The following is a 17,853-nucleotide window of genomic DNA, read 5'->3' on the forward strand; positions in this document are numbered from 1 at the left end:
CACGGCAAAGCGCTGCACCACATGGTTACGCTTCAGCGACGGCGGCCCAGAAAAGCAAAAAGCCCAGTCATTTGACTGGGCTTTTTGCTTATATTTTTGGCTCCCCGACCTGGGCTCGAACCAGGGACCTACGGATTAACAGTCCGGCGCTCTACCGACTGAGCTATCGAGGAACGGTACTGTCGGCCTTGCGGCTGACAGGGCGCGGATTATATACAAATCCGCTGAGAGGCTGCAATAGAGAGCGTCTTGCAGCGGCAAATAAATTGAAAATCAGGCTTTTCCGTCGTCGACCGCAAGATCCGGATTCACCGGCAGTTTGCCCGCCGCCTTCAACTCGGCTTGCCGGGAAGCCCTGAGGGCTGGCGTTTCCAGGCTGATGCGGCCGAGGGCGCCGGAGCGGTAGTCGAGGATAAGGATGGCGGCGGCTCTTTCCATGTCGAGTTCGCCGCCCCGCCCTTTGATGACGCAGCCGCGCTTTTTGCCGATGGCTTCGATGACGCCGACGGCGTCCATTCCTTCGGTGGCAAAGCCGTAGCGCGCCATGAGCAGCTTGGGATAGACCTCGAGCAGGTAGTTGGCGAGCCAGGTACCAACCTCTTCGTCGATGTAGGCGTTGATGCCGACGGCGTGGCTGGCGGCGAGCATGAGGCCGTCGATGGGGTGGTCGATCTTCGGCCAGAGCATGCCCGGGGTGTCGTAGAGGGTCAGGCGGTTGCTGATGTCGATGCGTTGCTGGGTCTTGGTGACGGCCGGCTGATCGCCGACGGCGGCGACTTTTTTCTTGACCAGCGCGTTCATGAGCGTCGATTTGCCGACGTTGGGGATGCCCATGATCATCAGGCGCAGCGGCTTGACGGCGTCGTTGCGGTGCGGCGCCAGCTTCTGGGCCAGACCGGGAATGCGCGCCACGTCGCTGGCTTTCTTGCACGAAATGGCGACGGCCTTGACGCCGGGCTGGGCGTCAAAATAGGCCAGCCAGGCCTTGGTCGCTTCGGGGTCGGCCAGATCGGCCTTGTTGAGCAGCTTGAGGCACGGACGCTGACGGAAGACGCGCAGCTCGTGGATCATCGGATTGCTGCTCGCCTGCGGCAGGCGGGCGTCGAGGACTTCGACGACGACGTCGGCCACGGCCAGCGTTTCGCCGGCCTTCTTGCGGGCCTGGGTCATGTGCCCCGGGAACCATTGGATGGACATTTATTTTCTTTCTATTTTCAGCCGCCGGTGACCGGCGGGAAGAAGGCAATTTCGTCGCCGTCTTTTATTGTGGCATCAAGTTTCGCCATGTCCTGATTGACGGCGCAGCGCAGGTTTTTGGCGGTGGCCAATTTGTCGCGCCCCTGGCCGACCAGCCAGTCACGCAAGCCGCCGACGGTGGCGACGCCGGCTGGCAACTCGACGGTTTCGCCGGGCAGGCCGAGGGCCTCCTTGAGGCCGGCGAAGTAGAGAATCCTGACGCTCACGACAGCAACTCCGCAAAGGATACAAAACGCACGGTGTCGCCAACGGCGATGGTGTTGCCCGGCGGGTTGAGGACCAGCCCGTCGCTCCAGCACAGCGAGGTGACGACGGCCGAGCCCTGGTTTTTGTAAAGTTCGACAGCGCCTTGCTCGTTGAGCGAAGCGCGGAGGAATTCGAGGCGGGCGCCATCTGCCCTGCCCCACACCGAGGCGGACGGCAGATTCAGGACGCGTGGCGCAACGCTAGCCGCCCCCTGCAAACGCAGGATGAACGGGCGAACCATGGTCAGGAAGGTCACGAAGGCGGCGACCGGGTTGCCCGGCAGGCCGAGGAACCAGGCCTTGCCTTCGGCTTTGCGGATTTCGCCAAAGGCCAGCGGCTTGCCGGGCTTGATGGCGATTTTCCACATGTCGAGACGGCCTTCAGCTTCGACGGCCGGCTTGACGTGGTCTTCCTCGCCGACCGAAACGCCGCCACTGGTCAGGACCAGATCGTTGTCGGCCGCGGCACGGCGCAGGGCGTCGCGGGTGGCTTCGAGCGTATCGGCCACGGCGCCGAGGTCACGGACTTCGCAGCCCATGCCTTCGAGCAGCGCACGCAGGGCGTAGCGGTTGGAGTTGTAGATGGCGCCCGGCGGCAACGGTTCGCCCGGCTGGACGAGTTCGTCGCCGGTGAAGAAGACGCCGACGCGAACGCGGCGATAGACCGGCAGTTCGGGCAAGCCAGCCGAGGCGGCCAGGGCAATTTCCTGCGGGCGCAGCTTGACGCCGGCCTTGAGGATTTCGGCACCGACCGAGATGTCTTCGCCAGCCCGACGGATGTTCTCGCCATCGCGCGGGACGTGGTTGATGACCACGCCGTTTTCACCGTGCTCGCAGCGTTCCTGCATGATCACGGCGTCGGCACCGGCCGGGATCGGGGCGCCGGTGAAGATGCGGGCGGCGGTGCCCGGTTGCAGCGTGGCGCCGACCGTGCCGGCCGGAATGCGCTGGCTGACCGGCAGGCAGACGCCGGCGGCGGTAATGTCGGCGACACGCACGGCGTAGCCGTCCATGGCCGAGTTGTCGAGCGGCGGCACGGCGACGGTGGATTGCTGGGAAGCGGCGAGAATGCGGCCGGCGGCGGCGGTAATCGGCAGCGAGCGGATTTCCTCAACCGGCTGGGCGGCGGCCAGCAGCTTTTCCAGGGCTTGTTCAAAACTCAGCATGGGCGGGCCTGCAAATTAAGGTGGTTCATGACGAAATCGGCCATCGCGGCGTAGTCGTTGAGCGGCAGCGTCGGCAGGCCGGTTTCGATGGCGGCATCGGTGGCCACGGCGACGATGTCCTTGCGCTCGGGGAAGAGTGGCGGCTTGCCGTTTTCCGGGCGGTAGACTTCGAGCTTGGGCACCGGTTCCTGCTTGAAACCTTCGATCAGCACGAGGTCACAGGGCGACAGGTGGCCGATCAGTTCGTCGAGTGTCGGCTCAACCTCGTTGCGCCGCTCGTGCATCAGTGCCCAGCGGTCGCCGCAGGAGAGCAACACCTCGCTGGCGCCGGCTTCGCGGTGACGGTAGGAATCCTTGCCCGGCTTGTCGATGTCAAAACCGTGGTGGGCGTGCTTGATCACCGACACCTTGAGGCCACGCGCCGTCAGCTGCGGGATGAGCTTTTCCAGCAAGGTCGTCTTGCCGGAACCGGAATAACCGGCGATACCGAAAACTTTCATGGGCGGATTTTACTCGCTCAGGCCACGAAAACCGGGGCAAAACCGCCGCCCGGGGTCCGGAAATTGGTGGTTTGGCCCTGGTACAGGCGGGCGGCAACGAGCTGGATGCGGCCGGCGTAGACGTAGCAGCGGACGTCGGCCTTCATGGTCGTTTCAACGCCGTCGACGGGCACGACATACTCGGCCGGTGGGGCGATTTCCTGGGCGATGTAGCCGCCGTGCAGGATTTCTTCGAAGACGCGCTTGGTCAGCTTGTCGCCGCGGTAGGCGGCGCGGCTGCCAAAACCGGCGGGCGGCTTGAAGAACCAGCGTTTGCGCTCGGCCCAGAATTGTTCACCCTGCTCCGGCGTGACGGCAACGGTTTTCGGGATGCCGGCGAGCAGGGTCTGGCGCGTTGTTTCGTCAACGCCGAGCGCCTGCAGCGCGGTGTCGTCGGACAGCTGCATGAGGTTGCGCTTGTCGGCGTAGAGGGCGTGGGCGCGTGGATGCGGCGTGATGACGACGCCACCCGATTCGAAAATTGCGCGAATTTTCCGGTTGACCGTGGCATCAAGGGCAAAGTCGGTCAGGCGGTTGTAGATCAGGTCGATGGGCTGGCCGGCGTGCAATAGCCGCTGGCCGTCGCTCTCGAATTCGCTTGGGTCGGCGATCACGGCGGCGATGCCGTGCTGCTCGAACAATTCCTTGAAGAGCGCGAACTCGGGGGCGAGAAATTGTTCGGCCGGGTTTTCGTCGACGATGGCGATGCGGCGCAGCGGTGCATCGCCGCGTTCCAGGCGCCATTCCTCACGGAACATGGCGACGTATTCATCGCGAATCCGCGCGGCCTCTTCCACCTTGCCGTGTGAGGCGAGCAGATAGGCGTTGAGCAGGCCGCCACCAGCGTTGGTGTTGATCTCGATGAGCTTGGGGCCGGTCTCGGTCAGGTGAAAGTCATAGCCCATGAAAACACCGCGCGACTTGACCGGCAGGCGGGCGATTTCCGGCGCCTGGGCGAGCGCGTGGCTCTGGTAGGCCGGCATGGCGATGACCGATTCGATGGCCGTGATGATCCCGGCCATGGCCTGCATCGGTCCGGCGGCGATGGTGATGTCAGCGCTGGAGAAGAATTGCGGCTGCTGGGCGCGCATTTGCTCGAAGATGGTTTTCATCCGCTTTACCGGTTGGCGAAGAAATCGAGGACGACCTGCAATTCGCGGGTCCGTTTCATGGGTGGCAGACTTTGCCAGACGCGGCGGCCATACGGCTTTGATATGAGTCGTGGATCGCACATCATGAGCACGCCCTTGTCGTTCTCGTCGCGAATCAGCCGGCCGGCGCCCTGTTTGACGTTGATGACGGCGCGCGGCAATTGGTATTCCATGAAGGCGTTGCGGCCTTCCTTTTTCATCTGCTCGATGCGCGCCGAGAGCACTGGGTCATCGGGCGGCGCGAAGGGTATCTTGTCGATGACGACGAGCGACAGCGCCTCGCCGCGCACATCGACGCCTTCCCAGAAGCTCTGGCTGCCGACCAGGATCGAATTGCCGTGGTGCCGGAAGCGTTGCAGCAGGTCGTTCTTGCTGCCCTCGCCCTGGACGAGCAGCGGCATGTCGATGTTTTCGTCTTCGAGCTTGGCCTTGAGCAGTTCGTGCGTGCGGCGCATGGCGCGCAGGCTGGTGCACAGGAAGAAGGCCCCGCCGTTGGCCGCCTTGACGGCCGGCCAGGCGGCATCGACGACGGCGTCGGTGTAGTTCCACGCATTCGGGTCGGGCATGCCGAGCGGCGCGTAGAGGATGGCCTGCTTGTCGTAGTCGAAGGGGCTGTGCCAGCAGGCGGAATCCGGCTCGCCGAGGCCGAGTTCGGCGCAGTAGTGATGGAACTTGCCCTGCACGGCCAAGGTGGCCGAGGTGAAGATCCACGCCCGCGGATGGCCGCCCATCTGCTTGCGGAAGATTTCGGCGACATTGAGCGGCGTCGCGTTGAGCTGCAGCGAATGGGTGAAGGCTTCGGCCCAGCGGACGTAACCGGGCGTCGGGTTCTGCCACTGAGCAAGATGCTGGACGAGCTCGGTGGCGCGTTGCCAGCATTTCTCCAGCCCCTCGGCGCGCTCGGCCTGGGTTTCGAGCAAGGCGGCGAAGGCGACAACCTCGGCTTCGAGCGCCTTCAGCGCGATTTCAAAATCGGGCTTTTCTTCCAGTTGACCGTAGGAGAAGCGGCCGCTATCGACGCCGACGGCCAGGCGCAGATCCTTGGCGGCTTTTTCGACTTTCTTGCTGGTTTCCGGCAACGCCAGGCAGTCGCGGGCGTTGGTCAGCGCTTCGGCGCGGACGTCGCGGGCCAGATCGAGCACCTGCGCCGTCGAAATGCTGTCGCCGAAAAACAGCGTCGCCACTTCCGGCAACTGGTGCGCTTCGTCGAAGATGACCGTATTGCAGGCGGGGAGCAGTTCGGCCATGCCTTCGTCGCGGAGCATCACGTCGGCGAAGAACAGGTGGTGATTAACGACAACCAGATCGGCCGCCATCGCCTCGCGCCGGGCGAGCATGACGAAGCATTCCTTGTAGTCCGGGCAATCCTGGCCGAGGCAGTTGTCGCGCGTCGACGTGGCGTGGCCCCACACCGGCGAATTCTCGGAAACCTCAATGCATTCAGCCTTGTCGCCACTCTGCGTGGTCTTGGCGAAGACCGAGATGCGACGGGCGTCGGCGGCGTCTTCGCGGGTCAGGAAACGGCCGTCGGCGATGGCGTGTTGCAGATGGTAGGGACAAACGTAGTTGGCCCGGCCCTTGAGTAGCGCGATCTTGACCGGCGCCTTGAGGGCGTCGCGAACCATCGGCAGGTCTTTATTGAACAGCTGATCCTGCAGGGTCTTGGTGCCGGTGGACACAATCACCTTGCCATTCGACTGCAGCGCCGGGACGAGGTAGGCGAATGTCTTGCCCGTGCCGGTGCCGGCCTCGGCGATGAAGACCGAACAGCCCTTGATGGCGGCGGCGATGCGCTCGGCCATGTCGAGCTGCTGTTCGCGGATGCGATAGCCGCTGATGGCCCGGGCGAGCGGGCCTTCGGGAGAGAATATTTCCGGGAGGGAAGACAAGGGAAGAAGCCTGAAAAATCAGGGCCGAATCTTAGCAGATGCGAGGTCTGCCGAGGAAAACGGCGGGCTGTGAGGCTAGTGAAAAAGACTCATACGGTTTGATCGCCAGCCAGCCCCCGATATTCTGGGCACAAAGCCAACCCGGCCTTGAGCGCATCGACCAGCAGACGCACCTTGGGTAGCGAATAACGCCGTTGCGGATAAACGGCCCAGACAGCGGTGTTCGGCGGCTGGTTGGCTTCGAGCAACGACACCAGCTCACCCCGGCGCAGGGGTTCGAGGACGTAATAGTCCGGCAACTGGCACAGGCCGAAACCGCGCAGCGCGGCATCAAGCACGGCCTGGCCGCTGTTGCACCGCCAGTTGCCGCTAGCCCGGAACTGGAACTCCCGCCCGTCGTGCTGAAAGCTCCAGATGTCGCTGCTACCGATCAGGCAGTTATGCTGGCCCAATTCGGACAGCGTATGCGGCCGGCCGTATTTTTCCAGGTAGGCCGGCGCGGCGCACAAATACATGGCGCGTGGCGCCAGCCGGGTGGCGACCAGGCTCGATTCGCTGAGCCGGCCGAGGCGGACGGCCAGGTCGAAACCTTCATGGACCATGTCGAGGGTGCGATTGGTCAGTTCGATTTCGACCTTGAGCGCCGGGTAGCCGGCCATGAACTCATTGACCAGCGGCACGATGAAACGCTCGCCGTAGGCGACGGCCGCTGTCATGCGCAGCAGTCCGGTCGGCGCGCTGTGCAGGTCGCCAATGGTCAGGAAGGCTTCGTCGCGTTCCTCGATCAGGCGCTGGCAGCGGGCGAGGAAAGTCTGGCCGGCTTCGGTAAGCGAGACGCGGCGCGTTGTACGGTAGAGTAGCCGGGCCTGCAGGCGCTCTTCGAGCAGGGCCACCTGCCGGCTGACGTGCGACGACGACAGGCGCAGACGCTCGGCGGCGCGCGAGAAATTGCCGCACTCGGCGACGGCGACAAACTCATCCAGACCTTCCCAGCGACTCATTTTCGGCGCCCTCCCCGGCGAGTTCGATTATCCCTATTCAGCAACAATCATTCCTTGAACGGCAATTTATCCGCAACCAGGCGCTAATTATACTCAGCAGCATTGTCACCATTCCGAGAGTTCAGCCATGTCGATCAAGTCCCGCGCCGCCGTTGCCTTTGCTGCTGGCCAGCCCCTGCAAATCGTCGAAGTCGATGTCGAGGCGCCCAAGGCCGGCGAAGTTCTGGTCCGCATCGTCGCCTCCGGTGTCTGCCACACCGATGCCTTCACCCTGTCCGGCGACGATCCGGAAGGCATCTTCCCGTCCATTCTCGGCCATGAAGGTGGCGGCATCGTTGAAGCCATCGGCGAAGGCGTCACCTCGCTGGCCGTCGGCGACCACGTGATTCCGCTGTACACGGCCGAATGCGGCAAGTGCAAGTTCTGCCTGTCGGGCAAGACCAACCTCTGCCAGGCCGTGCGTGCCACGCAGGGCAAGGGCCTGATGCCGGACGGCACGACGCGTTTCTCCTACAACGGCCAGTCGATCTACCACTACATGGGCTGCTCGACTTTCTCCGAATACACCGTGCTGCCGGAAATCTCGCTGGCCAAGGTCCCGAAGGACGCGCCGCTCGAAAAGGTCTGTCTGCTCGGCTGCGGCGTCACCACCGGCATCGGCGCCGTGCTCAACACGGCAAAAGTCGAAGAAGGTGCCACCGTCGCCGTCTTCGGGCTGGGCGGCATCGGCCTGGCGGCGATCATCGGCGCCAAGATGGCCAAGGCGTCGCGCATCATCGCCATCGACATCAACCCGGCCAAGTTCGAGATCGCCCGCAAACTGGGCGCCACCGACTGCGTCAATCCGAAACATTTCGACGTCCCGATTCAGGAACTCATTGTCGAAATGACCGACGGCGGCGTCGATTACTCCTTCGAGTGCGTCGGCAACGTGGGCCTGATGCGCGCCGCGCTGGAGTGCTGCCACAAGGGTTGGGGCGAATCGACCATCATTGGCGTCGCCGGGGCCGGGCAGGAAATCTCCACCCGCCCCTTCCAGCTCGTCACCGGCCGCGTCTGGCGCGGTTCGGCCTTTGGCGGCGTCAAGGGCCGTACCGAGTTGCCGGGTTACGTCGAGAAGGCGCGCACCGGCGAAATCCCGCTCGACACCTTCATCACCCACACCATGCCGCTCGAAGAGATCAACACGGCCTTCGACCTGATGCACGAAGGCAAGAGCATCCGCACGGTCATTCACTTTTAAGGCGCCCCGATGACGCTCGAAAATCTCTCCTGCCAGAAAAGCGCCGGTGGTTGGCACAAGCGCTACCGACACCGTTCGGCCACGCTCGGCTGCGACATGACGTTCTCGATCTATCTGCCGCCGCAGATCGAAAGCGGCGAGAAGCTGCCGGTGCTCTACTGGCTTTCGGGCCTGAGCTGCACCGACGAGACCTTCATGCAGAAAGCCGGCGCCCATCGGGTTGCCGCCGAACTCGGCATGGTCATCGTTGCCCCCGACACCAGCCCACGCGGCGATGACGTACCGGGCGACCCGGACGGCGGCTGGGATTTCGGCCACGGCGCCGGCTTTTACCTCAACGCGACGCAAGCACCGTGGGCGCAGCATTACCGGATGCACGACTACGTTGTGCATGAACTGCCGGCCTTGATCGAGGCCAGCTTCGCGGTTTCCGACCAGCGCGGCATCAGCGGCCATTCGATGGGCGGCCACGGCGCGCTGGTCTGCGCCCTGCGCAATCCGGGCCGCTACCAGTCGCTCTCGGCCTTCGCACCGATCTGCAACCCGATGATCGTGCCCTGGGGCGAAAAAGCCTTCTCGCGCTACCTCGGCGAAGACCGCTCACAATGGCGCGAATGGGACGCCAGCCAGCTCATTGTCACGGCCGCCGAAAAACTGCCCATCCTGATCGACCAAGGCGACCGCGACCAGTTTCTGACCGTCCAGCTCAAACCGGAGGTCTTGCAGGTCGCCGCGCTGGCTGCCGGACACCCGCTTGACTTGCGCATGCAGCACGGCTATGACCACAGCTATTACTTCATCGCCAGTTTCATCGAAGATCACTTGCGCCATCACGCCCGGGCGCTCCTGCCGTCAGCATGAGAATTGCGCCGCCTTGGGTCAGAAAGCAGATGGCGAGGTGCTCTGCGCCAGCGCAATATGGCTGCGCACACAACGACACGCACTGTTGCAAACGGTTACTTGAAGTCCGCCGGCCTGTCCCTTATCTTGGACACATGCGCTGACCAGACATCAGCCCTGACGGCCCAACCCACCTCCCCCTCCCCGGGCCGTCCAGAAAGCCTCGTACTCCCCCCGGTACGAGGCTTTCGCCTTTTCAGGGCTGCACTTTCGGCTATCCTTCCAGGCAACGCATTCGCCCAGCAGCCAGCATGTCGAAAAGACGAAAAAAGAAAATTGTTCGCGTCATTTACCCGTCGGTGAATCCACTGCCCTTGCGACTCGCCCCGCTCTACGCCGGGCACCTGCAAGTCTTCAGCGATGCCAGCCAGAAACGACATGGCGGACTGGCCGCCGTCCTCTTTGCCACGCCGGACAGCGACGCGGTAATCAGGTCGCGCACCGTGCCCATCATTGGCAGCAACGAACTCGAACTGCAGGCCACCCTGTTTGCACTTGAACAGGCCCGAGACTTGTTCCCCGACCGGCCGCTCGCCTTGTTTTCGGACAATCAGGACGCAGTGCTTCGCCTGAATCGCAGCAAGACCGAGGGTCTGGAACAGGATCCCGTGTTGCAGCAGATGCTTGGCCAGCATGAACTAGGCGACACGCTGGCCAATGCGTCCGTTTGCTGGATCAAGGGACACGGCAGTTGCCGGGGCAACATTCTGGCCGATCAGCACGCCGCGGAGGCCGCGAGCTAGCCCCCCGGCTTATCCATGACGCCGGCGACAAGTGAATTCAAGGCCAAACAGCCCTGCCAGCGCCAAAACCAGCGTTGCCGGGGTCGGTACCGCATTTGCGTCAATAACCGATAGCGGCCAATTGGCGAACAGCGCAGGCAGGCGGCCAGGCGCACACCAGACTTTCATTTTGAAAAAGAAAAAAGCCAGGATCGCTCCCGGCCTTTTCATTTTTGGCCCTTTTTTCCGGTTGACCGTGGAAAGGAAAAAACCAATGTTGCGATTCGTTGTGCAATGACCAGCAAAAGGGAATGCCTGCCGGGTTTATCGTCAGACGCCCAACCACTCGAGCAACTTGCGCAGGCGGCCCTCGTCGGTCGTCACGAAACTGGTGATCCCGAGTCGCTTCAGAATTTGGCTACCGCTGTCCGTGCTGCCCATCTCGTTCAGCGCCCGCTGCATCTTCCCAATCTGCTCGGCACTGACGCGGTGTGAGGCCACCAGTGGCATATAGGGTTGCGACCTCGATTGATGCAAAACCCGATGCTCGCCCTTGATCCACTTCGCGTAGGCGCCAGAGTAAGAAGCAATGCCGCCGACATCAGAAATCCTGTTCTCGATAGCAAACGGAATCGCCCCCTGCTCACGCACGTAGGTGACCCGCTCATTCTCGACAACAACACCCTGATCACGAAGTTCGGCGCGGCAGAATCGGGTCATGTACGCCTTCGTCTCCGGCAAGACAAAGCTCTTTCCCTTCAGATCAGATACGGTCTTGATCGACGAATCCTTGTGCACTATCAGAATGCACTGGCCATCCGGCTTCGCCGTGGCAACAAAATTGTAGCGGTAGTCGCGCAAGCCACGGGCCGGGTAATCCGAGGGCCGTGCGACGACCAGATCGTACAGGTCATCCTTCATTCCCTTTTCCAGGGTTGAAAACTCGCGAACAAAGGCCACCTTGATATCGGCATTGATGGCACGACCGAGAATATCAGCCAGTGGCTGATATTTCGTGCGGGCAGTTTCAGCGTCAATACCGCCAGAAGTGCCTTCACTGACCGCGAAGACCAATTGTTTCTTCGCGCCGCTCTCCGCATGTGTTGCAGGGGAAAACACGACAAAAAGGGCAAAGCAAAAGTAAAGAATAAGTCGCATCCGAGTGTCTCCATGGGGAATAAATTGGCTATATATTCAGGTCATTTGTCGCCAATTTGCCCACAAAGAATAAACGGAAAACTCAATTTCCATATATTGGTTTTGTTATTTAATACAATTATTTTTCAATAAACTGCAATATTCAACAAACCCATCAACCGCACCGACCTAACAAAACGAAGGCGCAACAACTCGGGGGATTTAGGGACACTCTCGATCGACGCCTTCATCCTGCAAATAGCACTCAAAAAAAGGCCGGGATCGCTCCCGGCCTTTTCATTTTTGGCTCATTTTTCCGGTTGACCGTGGTTTCCACGGCCGCCGCAGCAATTAACCCTTCTTGTGGCTGGCCAGTTGCGTCCAGGTGTCGACCACGGTATCCGGGTTCAGCGAGATGCTGTTGATGCCCTGATCCATGAGCCATTCGGCCAGATCGGGGTGGTCGGACGGGCCCTGGCCGCAGATGCCGATGTATTTGCCCATCTTGTTGGCAGCCGAGATGGCCATGGCGAGCAGCATCTTGACGGCCGGATCGCGTTCGTCGAAGAGGTTGGCGACCAGGCCGGAGTCCCGGTCGAGGCCGAGGGTGAGCTGGGTCAGGTCGTTGGAGCCGATCGAGAAGCCGTCGAAGATCTTGAGGAAATCTTCGGCCAACAGGGCGTTGGACGGGATTTCGCACATCATGATCAGCTTGAGGTCGTTCTCGCCCTGCTTGAGGCCATGTTCGGCCAGCAGATCGACGACGCCCTGACCTTCGCCAACGGTACGGACGAACGGCACCATCAGTTGGACGTTGGTCAGGCCCATTTCTTCGCGGACCTTCTTCATGGCGCGGCATTCCATCTCGAAACAGTCGCGGAAGGACTGGGCGATGTAACGCGAGGCGCCACGGAAGCCGAGCATCGGGTTTTCTTCTTCCGGCTCGTAGAGTTCGCCGCCGAGCAGCTTGCGGTACTCGTTGGATTTGAAGTCGGACAGACGGACGATGACCGGGTTCGGCCAGAAGGCGGCGGCGATCGTGGAGACGCCTTCAACCAGCTTCTCGACGAAGAATTCCTTCGGCGATGCGTAGCCACGGGCGCGGCGCTTGATTTCGTCGCGCTTCGAAGCCGGCAGGCGCTCGACATCGAGGATGGCCTTCGGGTGGATGCCGATGACGTTGTTGATGATGAACTCGACGCGGGCCAGACCAACGCCGGCGTTCGGCAGTTGGGCAAATTCGAAGGCCAGTTCCGGGTTGCCGACGTTCATCATGACCTTGACCGGGACGTCCGGCATGGCCGAGATGTCACGCGAGGTGATCTCGTAATCGAGGCTGCCGCGATAGACGTGGCCGGTGTCGCCTTCCGTGCAGCTAGCTGTCACGATTTCGCCTTCGGTCAGCGTTTCAGTGGCGTCACCGCAACCGACGATGGCCGGGATGCCCAGTTCGCGGGCGATGATGGCGGCGTGGCAGGTACGGCCGCCACGGTTGGTGACGATGGCCGAAGCGCGCTTCATGACCGGTTCCCAGTTCGGGTCGGTCATGTCGGCGACGAGCACGTCACCCGGCTTGACCTGATCCATTTCCTTCGGATCCTTGACGATGCGGACCGGGCCGACACCGATCTTCTGGCCGATGGCGCGGCCGGAGGCGAGCACCTTGGAGAAGGACTTGAGCTTGAATTTTTCAACCTTGCCGGCGCCAGCCTGCGACTGAACGGTTTCCGGACGGGCCTGCAGGATGTAGAGCTTGCCGTCGATACCGTCCTTGCCCCACTCGATGTCCATCGGACGACCGTAGTGCTTCTCGATGATCATGGCGTAGCGGGCCAGCTCCATGACTTCGTCGTCATTGAGCGAGAACTGGTGACGCAGGGATTCCTCGACGTCCTCGGTGATCACCGACTTGCCGGCAACCTTCTCAGCCGAGAAGGTCATCTTGATCATCTTCGAGCCGAGGTTGCGACGCACGACAGCCTTCTTGCCGGCGGCCAGCATGGGCTTGTGCACGTAGAACTCGTCCGGATTGACGGCGCCCTGGACGACGGTTTCGCCGAGGCCATAGCTGGAGGTCACGAAAACGGCATCACGGAAACCGGATTCGGTGTCGAGCGTGAACATCACGCCGGCGGCACCCTTGTCAGAGCGAACCATGCGCTGGATACCGGCCGACAGGGCAACGTCGGCATGGACGAAGCCCTTGTGCACGCGGTAGGAAATGGCGCGGTCGTTGTACAGGGAGGCGAACACTTCCTTGATGGCATGCAGGATGTTTTCCAGGCCGACGATGTTCAGGAAGGTTTCCTGCTGACCGGCGAAGGAAGCATCCGGCAAGTCTTCGGCAGTGGCGGAAGAACGCACGGCGAAGGACATGTCGGTGGTGGAATCGGCGACCAGGCGCTGGTACTGCTCGGTGATGGCGATGGTCAGGTCCATCGGGAACGGGGTGTCCATGATCCACTGGCGGATCTCGGCACCGGCCTTGACCAGGGCATTGACGTCGTCAACATCGAGTGCATCGAGCACGGCGTTGATCTTGTTGTCGAGGCCGGACTGGGCGAGAAAATCGCGGTAGGCATCCGCCGTCGTGGCAAAACCGCCCGGCACGCGAACACCGGTATCGGCCAGCTGGCTGATCATTTCGCCAAGGGAGGAATTCTTGCCGCCGACTTTGTCGACGTCGTTCATTCGGAGTTTTTCGAAAGGTAGGACGAGCGGTTCCATGGGGGGTTCCTTGCAGGAAAGTTGAATTGAAAATCAGGAAGTGGAGTCGGAAAAATCAGGACTGAGACGACGGGCAGCGGTTTCGCGGCGGGCAACGCTGCGCAGCGTCTGGGCCAGCGTTTCGCGAACGAAGTCGATGTGCGTTTCGGCGGCAGCGCGGGCCGCTTGCGGCTTGCGGCCGACGATTGCTTCGTAGATGGCGGCGTGCTGGCTCTTGAGCAAGTTGCCGGCCGCCGGCACGGTTTTCAGTTCGCCGAGGTTGAGGCGAATGTTGTCGTGCATGAGGCGCAGCAGGGCCGACGACAGATGGCCGAGCAGCGCATTGTGGGCAGCCTCGCCGACGGCCTGATGAAAGGCGATGTCGGCTTCGGAGCGCTGATCCATGTTTTCGTTGGTAAAGGTTGCATTCAGTGCCGCGAAGCGCTGGCCGAGCCGCGTCAAATCGGCTTCGGTGGCGCGTTCGGCGGCCCACTCTGCGGCCTGGCCTTCAAGCATGCGGCGGAATTCGAGCATGTCTTCGCGCAGGTTCGGATGGCTGCCCATCATGTCCTGCCACGGGTCGAAGAAAGTCGCTTCGAGCGCATTGGTGACATAAGTGCCACCGCCCTGCTTACTCTGTACCATGCCCTTGGATGCCAGTTTCTGGATCGCTTCACGCAGCGACGGCCGCGAGACGCCAAACTCGGTCGCCAGTTCGCGCTCCGGCGGAAGGCGGTCGCCGGATTTCAGCGAGCCTTCCAGGATGCGGCGCTCCAGCGAAGCAGCGACGGCATCGGAAATACGCGGGACCTGCACTTTATTGAGGGGCATCGGGCTCGGCATGATTGGTAAGACCAGCGCATTTTAATCACCGTTTCGGTAAAGCGCAAGTGTAGGATATTCCCTTACTTTATTGACTAAGTCACGGTATTCACGTAAATTTTGACCTGCATAAATATTGGTCTTACCATTTTACCGTTAAATAATTCACAACGGAGACAAGATGAAACAACCGGAATCCGCAGTGCCACGGCCTGACGACGTTTATTTTTTTGCCACCTGTGTCGTCGACCAGTTCTTTCCCGGCGCAGGGATGGATGCCATTACCCTGCTTGAACGCCAAGGCATTCGCGTGCACTTTCCCGATGAGCAGACTTGCTGCGGTCAACCGGCCTACACGAGCGGATTTCCCGACGAAGCACGCAAGGTCGCGGCACATCAATTGACGCTCTTTCCCAACGACTGGCCAGTGGTCGTGCCGTCCGGTTCCTGTGCCGGGATGATGAAGCATCACTATCCGACGCTCTTCGCCGCCGATCCGGTGCGCAAGGCCCAGGCTGAAGCGCTCTCGGCGCGCATTTATGAGCTGACCGACTTCCTGGTCAACGTTTTGAACTTCCAGCCCGAAGACAGGGGTGGCGACTGCACGGTCGTACTCCACACTTCCTGTTCTGCGCGCCGCGAAATGGGCGTCCACCTGACCGGACGCAAGTTGCTCGGCGGCCTTGGCAAAGTGACCGTGGCACAGCAGGACCATGAATCGGAATGCTGCGGTTTCGGCGGCACCTTCTCGGTCAAGCAGCCCGAAATTTCCGGGGCGATGGTTGAGGACAAGGTCAAGGCCTTGAAGGCGACCGGCGCCGAGCGCGTCGTCAGCGCCGATTGCGGCTGCCTCATGAACATCCTCGGCCACGCTGCCTGGAAGGACAAGCAGGCTGGCCTCTCAAAACCCACCCTGCCCGGCGAACACATCGCCAGCTTCCTGTTGCGGAGGACATCGAAATGAGCGCCCGTGACCGGATTCTTTCGAAATTAAAGGCAAAAATGCCGTCGACCGTGGCAGACCTGCCCGATGTCGCCGGCTGGTTTGCCACGCACCGCGTCGTTGAATCGGCGGCCGACAAGGCCAGTCGCTTCCGTGCCTGCATCGAACTGGCGCACGCCGAAGTGCACGCCGTGACGACCGCCAACTGGCTGACCACCCTGCGCGAGGTGTTGCGCGCCAAGGGGCTCGACAAGATCCTGGTGAGCGAGGAAACAACGCATGGCTGCGCCGTGCTCGATGAGTTCCCGGCACAAGGCATAGCCTGCCCGGTTTACGACATGGCCATCGAAGCCTGGAAAACCGAGATGTTCAACGCCACCCCGGCCAGCCTGACCGCCGCCCGTGCCGCCATCGCCGAGACCGGCACGCTGATCCTCTGGCCCGATGCCGCCGAGCCGCGCCTTATGTCGCTGGTACCGCCCGTTCATTTCGTACTGCTCGACGCGAACAAAATCTACAACACCTTTTTCGAAGCGATGCAGGCGGAAGGCTGGGCCAATGGCCTGCCGACCAATTCGCTGCTCATCTCCGGCCCGTCCAAGACGGCCGACATCCAGCAGACGCTGGCCTATGGCGCGCACGGACCGAAAGAACTGGTTGTGCTGATGCTGACGGAGGACGAGCAATGAGCGAGCACACCCTGCACTTCAAGCCGGCCGAAGGTTTCCGCACCCGCTCCAAGGCCGTCGTCGACAATCCCTTCCTGCGCCAGAGCTTCCGCGGCGCCATGGATTTCCTGATGAGCAAACGGGCGGCGCAGTTTCCCGATTCGGAAGAACTGGAAAGCCTGCGCACACTGGGCGAAAGCATCCGTCAGTACAATCTCGCCAAGCTGCCGACCTTGCTCGAGCAGCTCGAAGCCAACCTGACGCGCAACGGCATCCAGGTCCATTGGGCTGAAACGCCGGACGAAGCCAACGCCATCATTCTCGGCATCTGCCAGGCGCGCCACGCCAGACTGATGGTCAAGGGCAAATCGATGGTCAGCGAGGAAATCGAACTCAACCACGCCGCCGAAGCGGCCGGCATCGGCGCGCTGGAGTCGGACATGGGCGAGTACATCGTCCAGCTGGCCGGTGAAAAGCCGTCGCACATCATCATGCCGGCCATCCACAAGACCAAGCAGGAGATCGCCCAACTTTTTGCCGACAAGGTCGAAGGCGTCGATTACACGGACAACGTCGATGCGCTGATCCAGATCGGTCGCAATGTCCTGCGGCAGAAATTTCTGGAGGCTGACATCGGCCTCTCCGGCGTCAATTTCGCCGTCGCCGAAACGGGTACGCTGTGTCTGGTTGAGAACGAAGGCAACGGTCGGATGTGTACCACGGCGCCGCCGGTGCATATCGCCATCACCGGCATCGAGAAGATCGTCGAGAAACTCGAACACATCCCGCCGCTGCTCTCCCTGCTCACCCGCTCGGCGACCGGCCAGAACATCTCGACCTACTTCAACATGATCTCCAGCCCGCGCAAGGCTGGCGAGAAGGATGGGCCGAGCGAAGTGCATCTGGTGCTGCTCGACAACGGCCGCTCGCAAGCCTATGCCGACGAGCAGTTGCGCAAGACGCTGCAGTGCATTCGCTGCGGGGCGTGCATGAACCACTGCCCGGTTTATACGCGGATTGGCGGACATGCCTACGGGACGACCTATCCCGGGCCGATCGGCAAGATCATTTCGCCGCACATGCTGGGGCTGGAAGCGACGTCGACAATGGCTACAGCCTCATCCTTGTGTGGCGCTTGCGGGGAAGTTTGCCCGGTGAAGATTCCGATTCCGGAGCTGCTGATGCGCTTGCGGGAGGAGGCGTTTTCCGAGCCACATGCGAATCCGGCGATGGTTGGTCAGGGAGCGGGGTATAGCTGGTTGATGACTTCCGTCTGGAAGGGATGGGCTGCGGTGTATCGCTCGCCTTCCTTGTACGGTGCGGCGACCTGGTTGGGGAGTCGGCTTTCGTGGCTAATGCCATCGAAGCAAGGGGCCTGGACTTCGGTTCGGGTGCCTTTGAAGCCGGCGCCGAAGCGGTTGCGGGACATGTTGAAGGAACGCGGGGAATGATGCTTTCCCATGT

The 17,853-nt window shown here is 61.8% G+C and carries 16 protein-coding genes and 1 tRNA gene; 6 read left to right on the forward strand and 11 right to left on the reverse strand.

Annotated elements, in window-relative coordinates; all coding sequences use genetic code 11:
- Positions 1-97: 97 nt before the first annotated feature.
- From AC07TV_RS17780 to AC07TV_RS17815, 8 genes are all read right to left on the reverse strand, one after another.
- Positions 98-173: transfer RNA gene (locus tag AC07TV_RS17780), tRNA-Asn, on the reverse strand.
- 100 nt (positions 174-273) lie between these two features.
- Positions 274-1,197: a ribosome biogenesis GTPase YlqF gene (gene ylqF / locus AC07TV_RS17785; RefSeq protein ID WP_494649703.1), complete on the reverse strand. Its 924-nt coding sequence runs from the start codon at positions 1,195-1,197 to the stop codon at positions 274-276.
- A gap of 17 nt (positions 1,198-1,214) precedes the next feature.
- Positions 1,215-1,463: a molybdopterin converting factor subunit 1 gene (gene moaD, locus AC07TV_RS17790; RefSeq protein ID WP_494649704.1), complete on the reverse strand. Its 249-nt coding sequence runs from the start codon at positions 1,461-1,463 to the stop codon at positions 1,215-1,217.
- On the reverse strand, positions 1,460-2,668 hold the full coding sequence (locus tag AC07TV_RS17795; protein ID WP_494649705.1) for a molybdopterin molybdotransferase MoeA: 1,209 nt from the start codon (positions 2,666-2,668) through the stop codon (positions 1,460-1,462). Before AC07TV_RS17795 ends, moaD begins: the two co-directional genes overlap by 4 nt.
- Positions 2,662-3,168, reverse strand: coding sequence for a molybdopterin-guanine dinucleotide biosynthesis protein B (gene mobB / locus AC07TV_RS17800; protein WP_494649706.1), 507 nt, complete (start codon positions 3,166-3,168; stop codon positions 2,662-2,664). Before mobB ends, AC07TV_RS17795 begins: the two co-directional genes overlap by 7 nt.
- Positions 3,169-3,185: 17 nt before the next feature.
- The gene (locus tag AC07TV_RS17805) at positions 3,186-4,319 is read right to left on the reverse strand and encodes a hypothetical protein (protein WP_494649707.1); all 1,134 of its coding nucleotides are present in this window, start codon (positions 4,317-4,319) and stop codon (positions 3,186-3,188) included.
- 5 nt (positions 4,320-4,324) lie between these two features.
- Positions 4,325-6,247 carry a DNA repair helicase YoaA gene (yoaA, locus tag AC07TV_RS17810; RefSeq protein ID WP_494649708.1) on the reverse strand — a complete coding sequence of 641 codons (1,923 nt, stop codon included), beginning with the start codon at positions 6,245-6,247 and terminating at the stop codon, positions 4,325-4,327.
- An 89-nt stretch (positions 6,248-6,336) separates the two neighbouring features.
- Complete coding sequence (locus tag AC07TV_RS17815; protein WP_494649709.1) at positions 6,337-7,248, reverse strand: LysR family transcriptional regulator; 912 nt, start codon at positions 7,246-7,248, stop codon at positions 6,337-6,339.
- 127 nt (positions 7,249-7,375) lie between these two features.
- On the opposite strand from AC07TV_RS17815, the gene AC07TV_RS17820 reads away from it, so the two are divergent.
- The 3 genes from AC07TV_RS17820 (at position 7,376) to AC07TV_RS17830 (ending at position 10,134) form a co-directional block, all read left to right on the forward strand.
- Complete coding sequence (locus AC07TV_RS17820; protein WP_494649711.1) at positions 7,376-8,491, forward strand: S-(hydroxymethyl)glutathione dehydrogenase/class III alcohol dehydrogenase; 1,116 nt, start codon at positions 7,376-7,378, stop codon at positions 8,489-8,491.
- Positions 8,492-8,500: 9 nt separating this feature from the next.
- Positions 8,501-9,352 carry an S-formylglutathione hydrolase gene (gene fghA / locus AC07TV_RS17825; RefSeq protein WP_494649712.1) on the forward strand — a complete coding sequence of 284 codons (852 nt, stop codon included), beginning with the start codon at positions 8,501-8,503 and terminating at the stop codon, positions 9,350-9,352.
- Positions 9,353-9,642: 290 nt separating this feature from the next.
- Positions 9,643-10,134: an RNase H family protein gene (locus tag AC07TV_RS17830; protein WP_494649713.1), complete on the forward strand. Its 492-nt coding sequence runs from the start codon at positions 9,643-9,645 to the stop codon at positions 10,132-10,134.
- A gap of 309 nt (positions 10,135-10,443) precedes the next feature.
- On the opposite strand, the gene AC07TV_RS17835 is transcribed toward AC07TV_RS17830, so the two are convergent.
- The 3 genes from AC07TV_RS17835 to AC07TV_RS17845 form a co-directional block, all read right to left on the reverse strand.
- A complete protein-coding gene (locus AC07TV_RS17835; protein ID WP_494649714.1) occupies positions 10,444-11,271 on the reverse strand; it encodes a phosphate/phosphite/phosphonate ABC transporter substrate-binding protein in 828 nt (275 codons plus the stop codon).
- Between the two features lie 330 nt (positions 11,272-11,601).
- Positions 11,602-13,977, reverse strand: coding sequence for a phosphoenolpyruvate synthase (gene ppsA / locus AC07TV_RS17840; protein ID WP_494649715.1), 2,376 nt, complete (start codon positions 13,975-13,977; stop codon positions 11,602-11,604).
- A 33-nt stretch (positions 13,978-14,010) separates the two neighbouring features.
- Positions 14,011-14,787, reverse strand: coding sequence for a GntR family transcriptional regulator (locus tag AC07TV_RS17845; protein WP_494649716.1), 777 nt, complete (start codon positions 14,785-14,787; stop codon positions 14,011-14,013).
- Positions 14,788-14,959: 172 nt separating this feature from the next.
- Between AC07TV_RS17845 and AC07TV_RS17850 the strand changes: the two genes are divergently transcribed.
- Genes AC07TV_RS17850 through AC07TV_RS17860 form a run of 3 tightly spaced genes read left to right on the forward strand, consistent with a single transcriptional unit; the run spans position 14,960 to position 17,840 of the window.
- On the forward strand, positions 14,960-15,742 hold the full coding sequence (locus AC07TV_RS17850; protein ID WP_494649717.1) for a (Fe-S)-binding protein: 783 nt from the start codon (positions 14,960-14,962) through the stop codon (positions 15,740-15,742).
- Positions 15,739-16,410 (forward strand): LutC/YkgG family protein, encoded by a 672-nt coding sequence (locus AC07TV_RS17855; protein ID WP_494649718.1) that lies wholly within the window; start codon positions 15,739-15,741, stop codon positions 16,408-16,410. Before AC07TV_RS17850 ends, AC07TV_RS17855 begins: the two co-directional genes overlap by 4 nt.
- Positions 16,407-17,840, forward strand: a complete 1,434-nt coding sequence (locus tag AC07TV_RS17860) for a LutB/LldF family L-lactate oxidation iron-sulfur protein (protein ID WP_494649719.1) — start codon at positions 16,407-16,409, stop codon at positions 17,838-17,840. The genes AC07TV_RS17855 and AC07TV_RS17860 overlap by 4 nt, the downstream gene beginning before the upstream one ends.
- Positions 17,841-17,853 lie beyond the last annotated feature (13 nt).

It is taken from the genome of Azonexus sp. GW821-FHT04F04 (assembly GCF_059420025.1).

Coding starts and splice junctions, on each gene's coding strand:
- ylqF (WP_494649703.1), bottom strand. CDS start 1,197: ATGTCCATCCAATGGTTCCCGGGGCACATGACCCAGGCCCGCAAGAAG.
- AC07TV_RS17795 (WP_494649705.1), bottom strand. CDS start 2,668: ATGCTGAGTTTTGAACAAGCCCTGGAAAAGCTGCTGGCCGCCGCCCAG.
- mobB (WP_494649706.1), bottom strand. CDS start 3,168: ATGAAAGTTTTCGGTATCGCCGGTTATTCCGGTTCCGGCAAGACGACC.
- AC07TV_RS17805 (WP_494649707.1), bottom strand. CDS start 4,319: ATGAAAACCATCTTCGAGCAAATGCGCGCCCAGCAGCCGCAATTCTTC.
- AC07TV_RS17815 (WP_494649709.1), bottom strand. CDS start 7,248: ATGAGTCGCTGGGAAGGTCTGGATGAGTTTGTCGCCGTCGCCGAGTGC.
- AC07TV_RS17820 (WP_494649711.1), top strand. CDS start 7,376: ATGTCGATCAAGTCCCGCGCCGCCGTTGCCTTTGCTGCTGGCCAGCCC.
- fghA (WP_494649712.1), top strand. CDS start 8,501: ATGACGCTCGAAAATCTCTCCTGCCAGAAAAGCGCCGGTGGTTGGCAC.
- AC07TV_RS17830 (WP_494649713.1), top strand. CDS start 9,643: ATGTCGAAAAGACGAAAAAAGAAAATTGTTCGCGTCATTTACCCGTCG.
- AC07TV_RS17835 (WP_494649714.1), bottom strand. CDS start 11,271: ATGCGACTTATTCTTTACTTTTGCTTTGCCCTTTTTGTCGTGTTTTCC.
- ppsA (WP_494649715.1), bottom strand. CDS start 13,977: ATGGAACCGCTCGTCCTACCTTTCGAAAAACTCCGAATGAACGACGTC.
- AC07TV_RS17845 (WP_494649716.1), bottom strand. CDS start 14,787: ATGCCCCTCAATAAAGTGCAGGTCCCGCGTATTTCCGATGCCGTCGCT.
- AC07TV_RS17850 (WP_494649717.1), top strand. CDS start 14,960: ATGAAACAACCGGAATCCGCAGTGCCACGGCCTGACGACGTTTATTTT.
- AC07TV_RS17855 (WP_494649718.1), top strand. CDS start 15,739: ATGAGCGCCCGTGACCGGATTCTTTCGAAATTAAAGGCAAAAATGCCG.
- AC07TV_RS17860 (WP_494649719.1), top strand. CDS start 16,407: ATGAGCGAGCACACCCTGCACTTCAAGCCGGCCGAAGGTTTCCGCACC.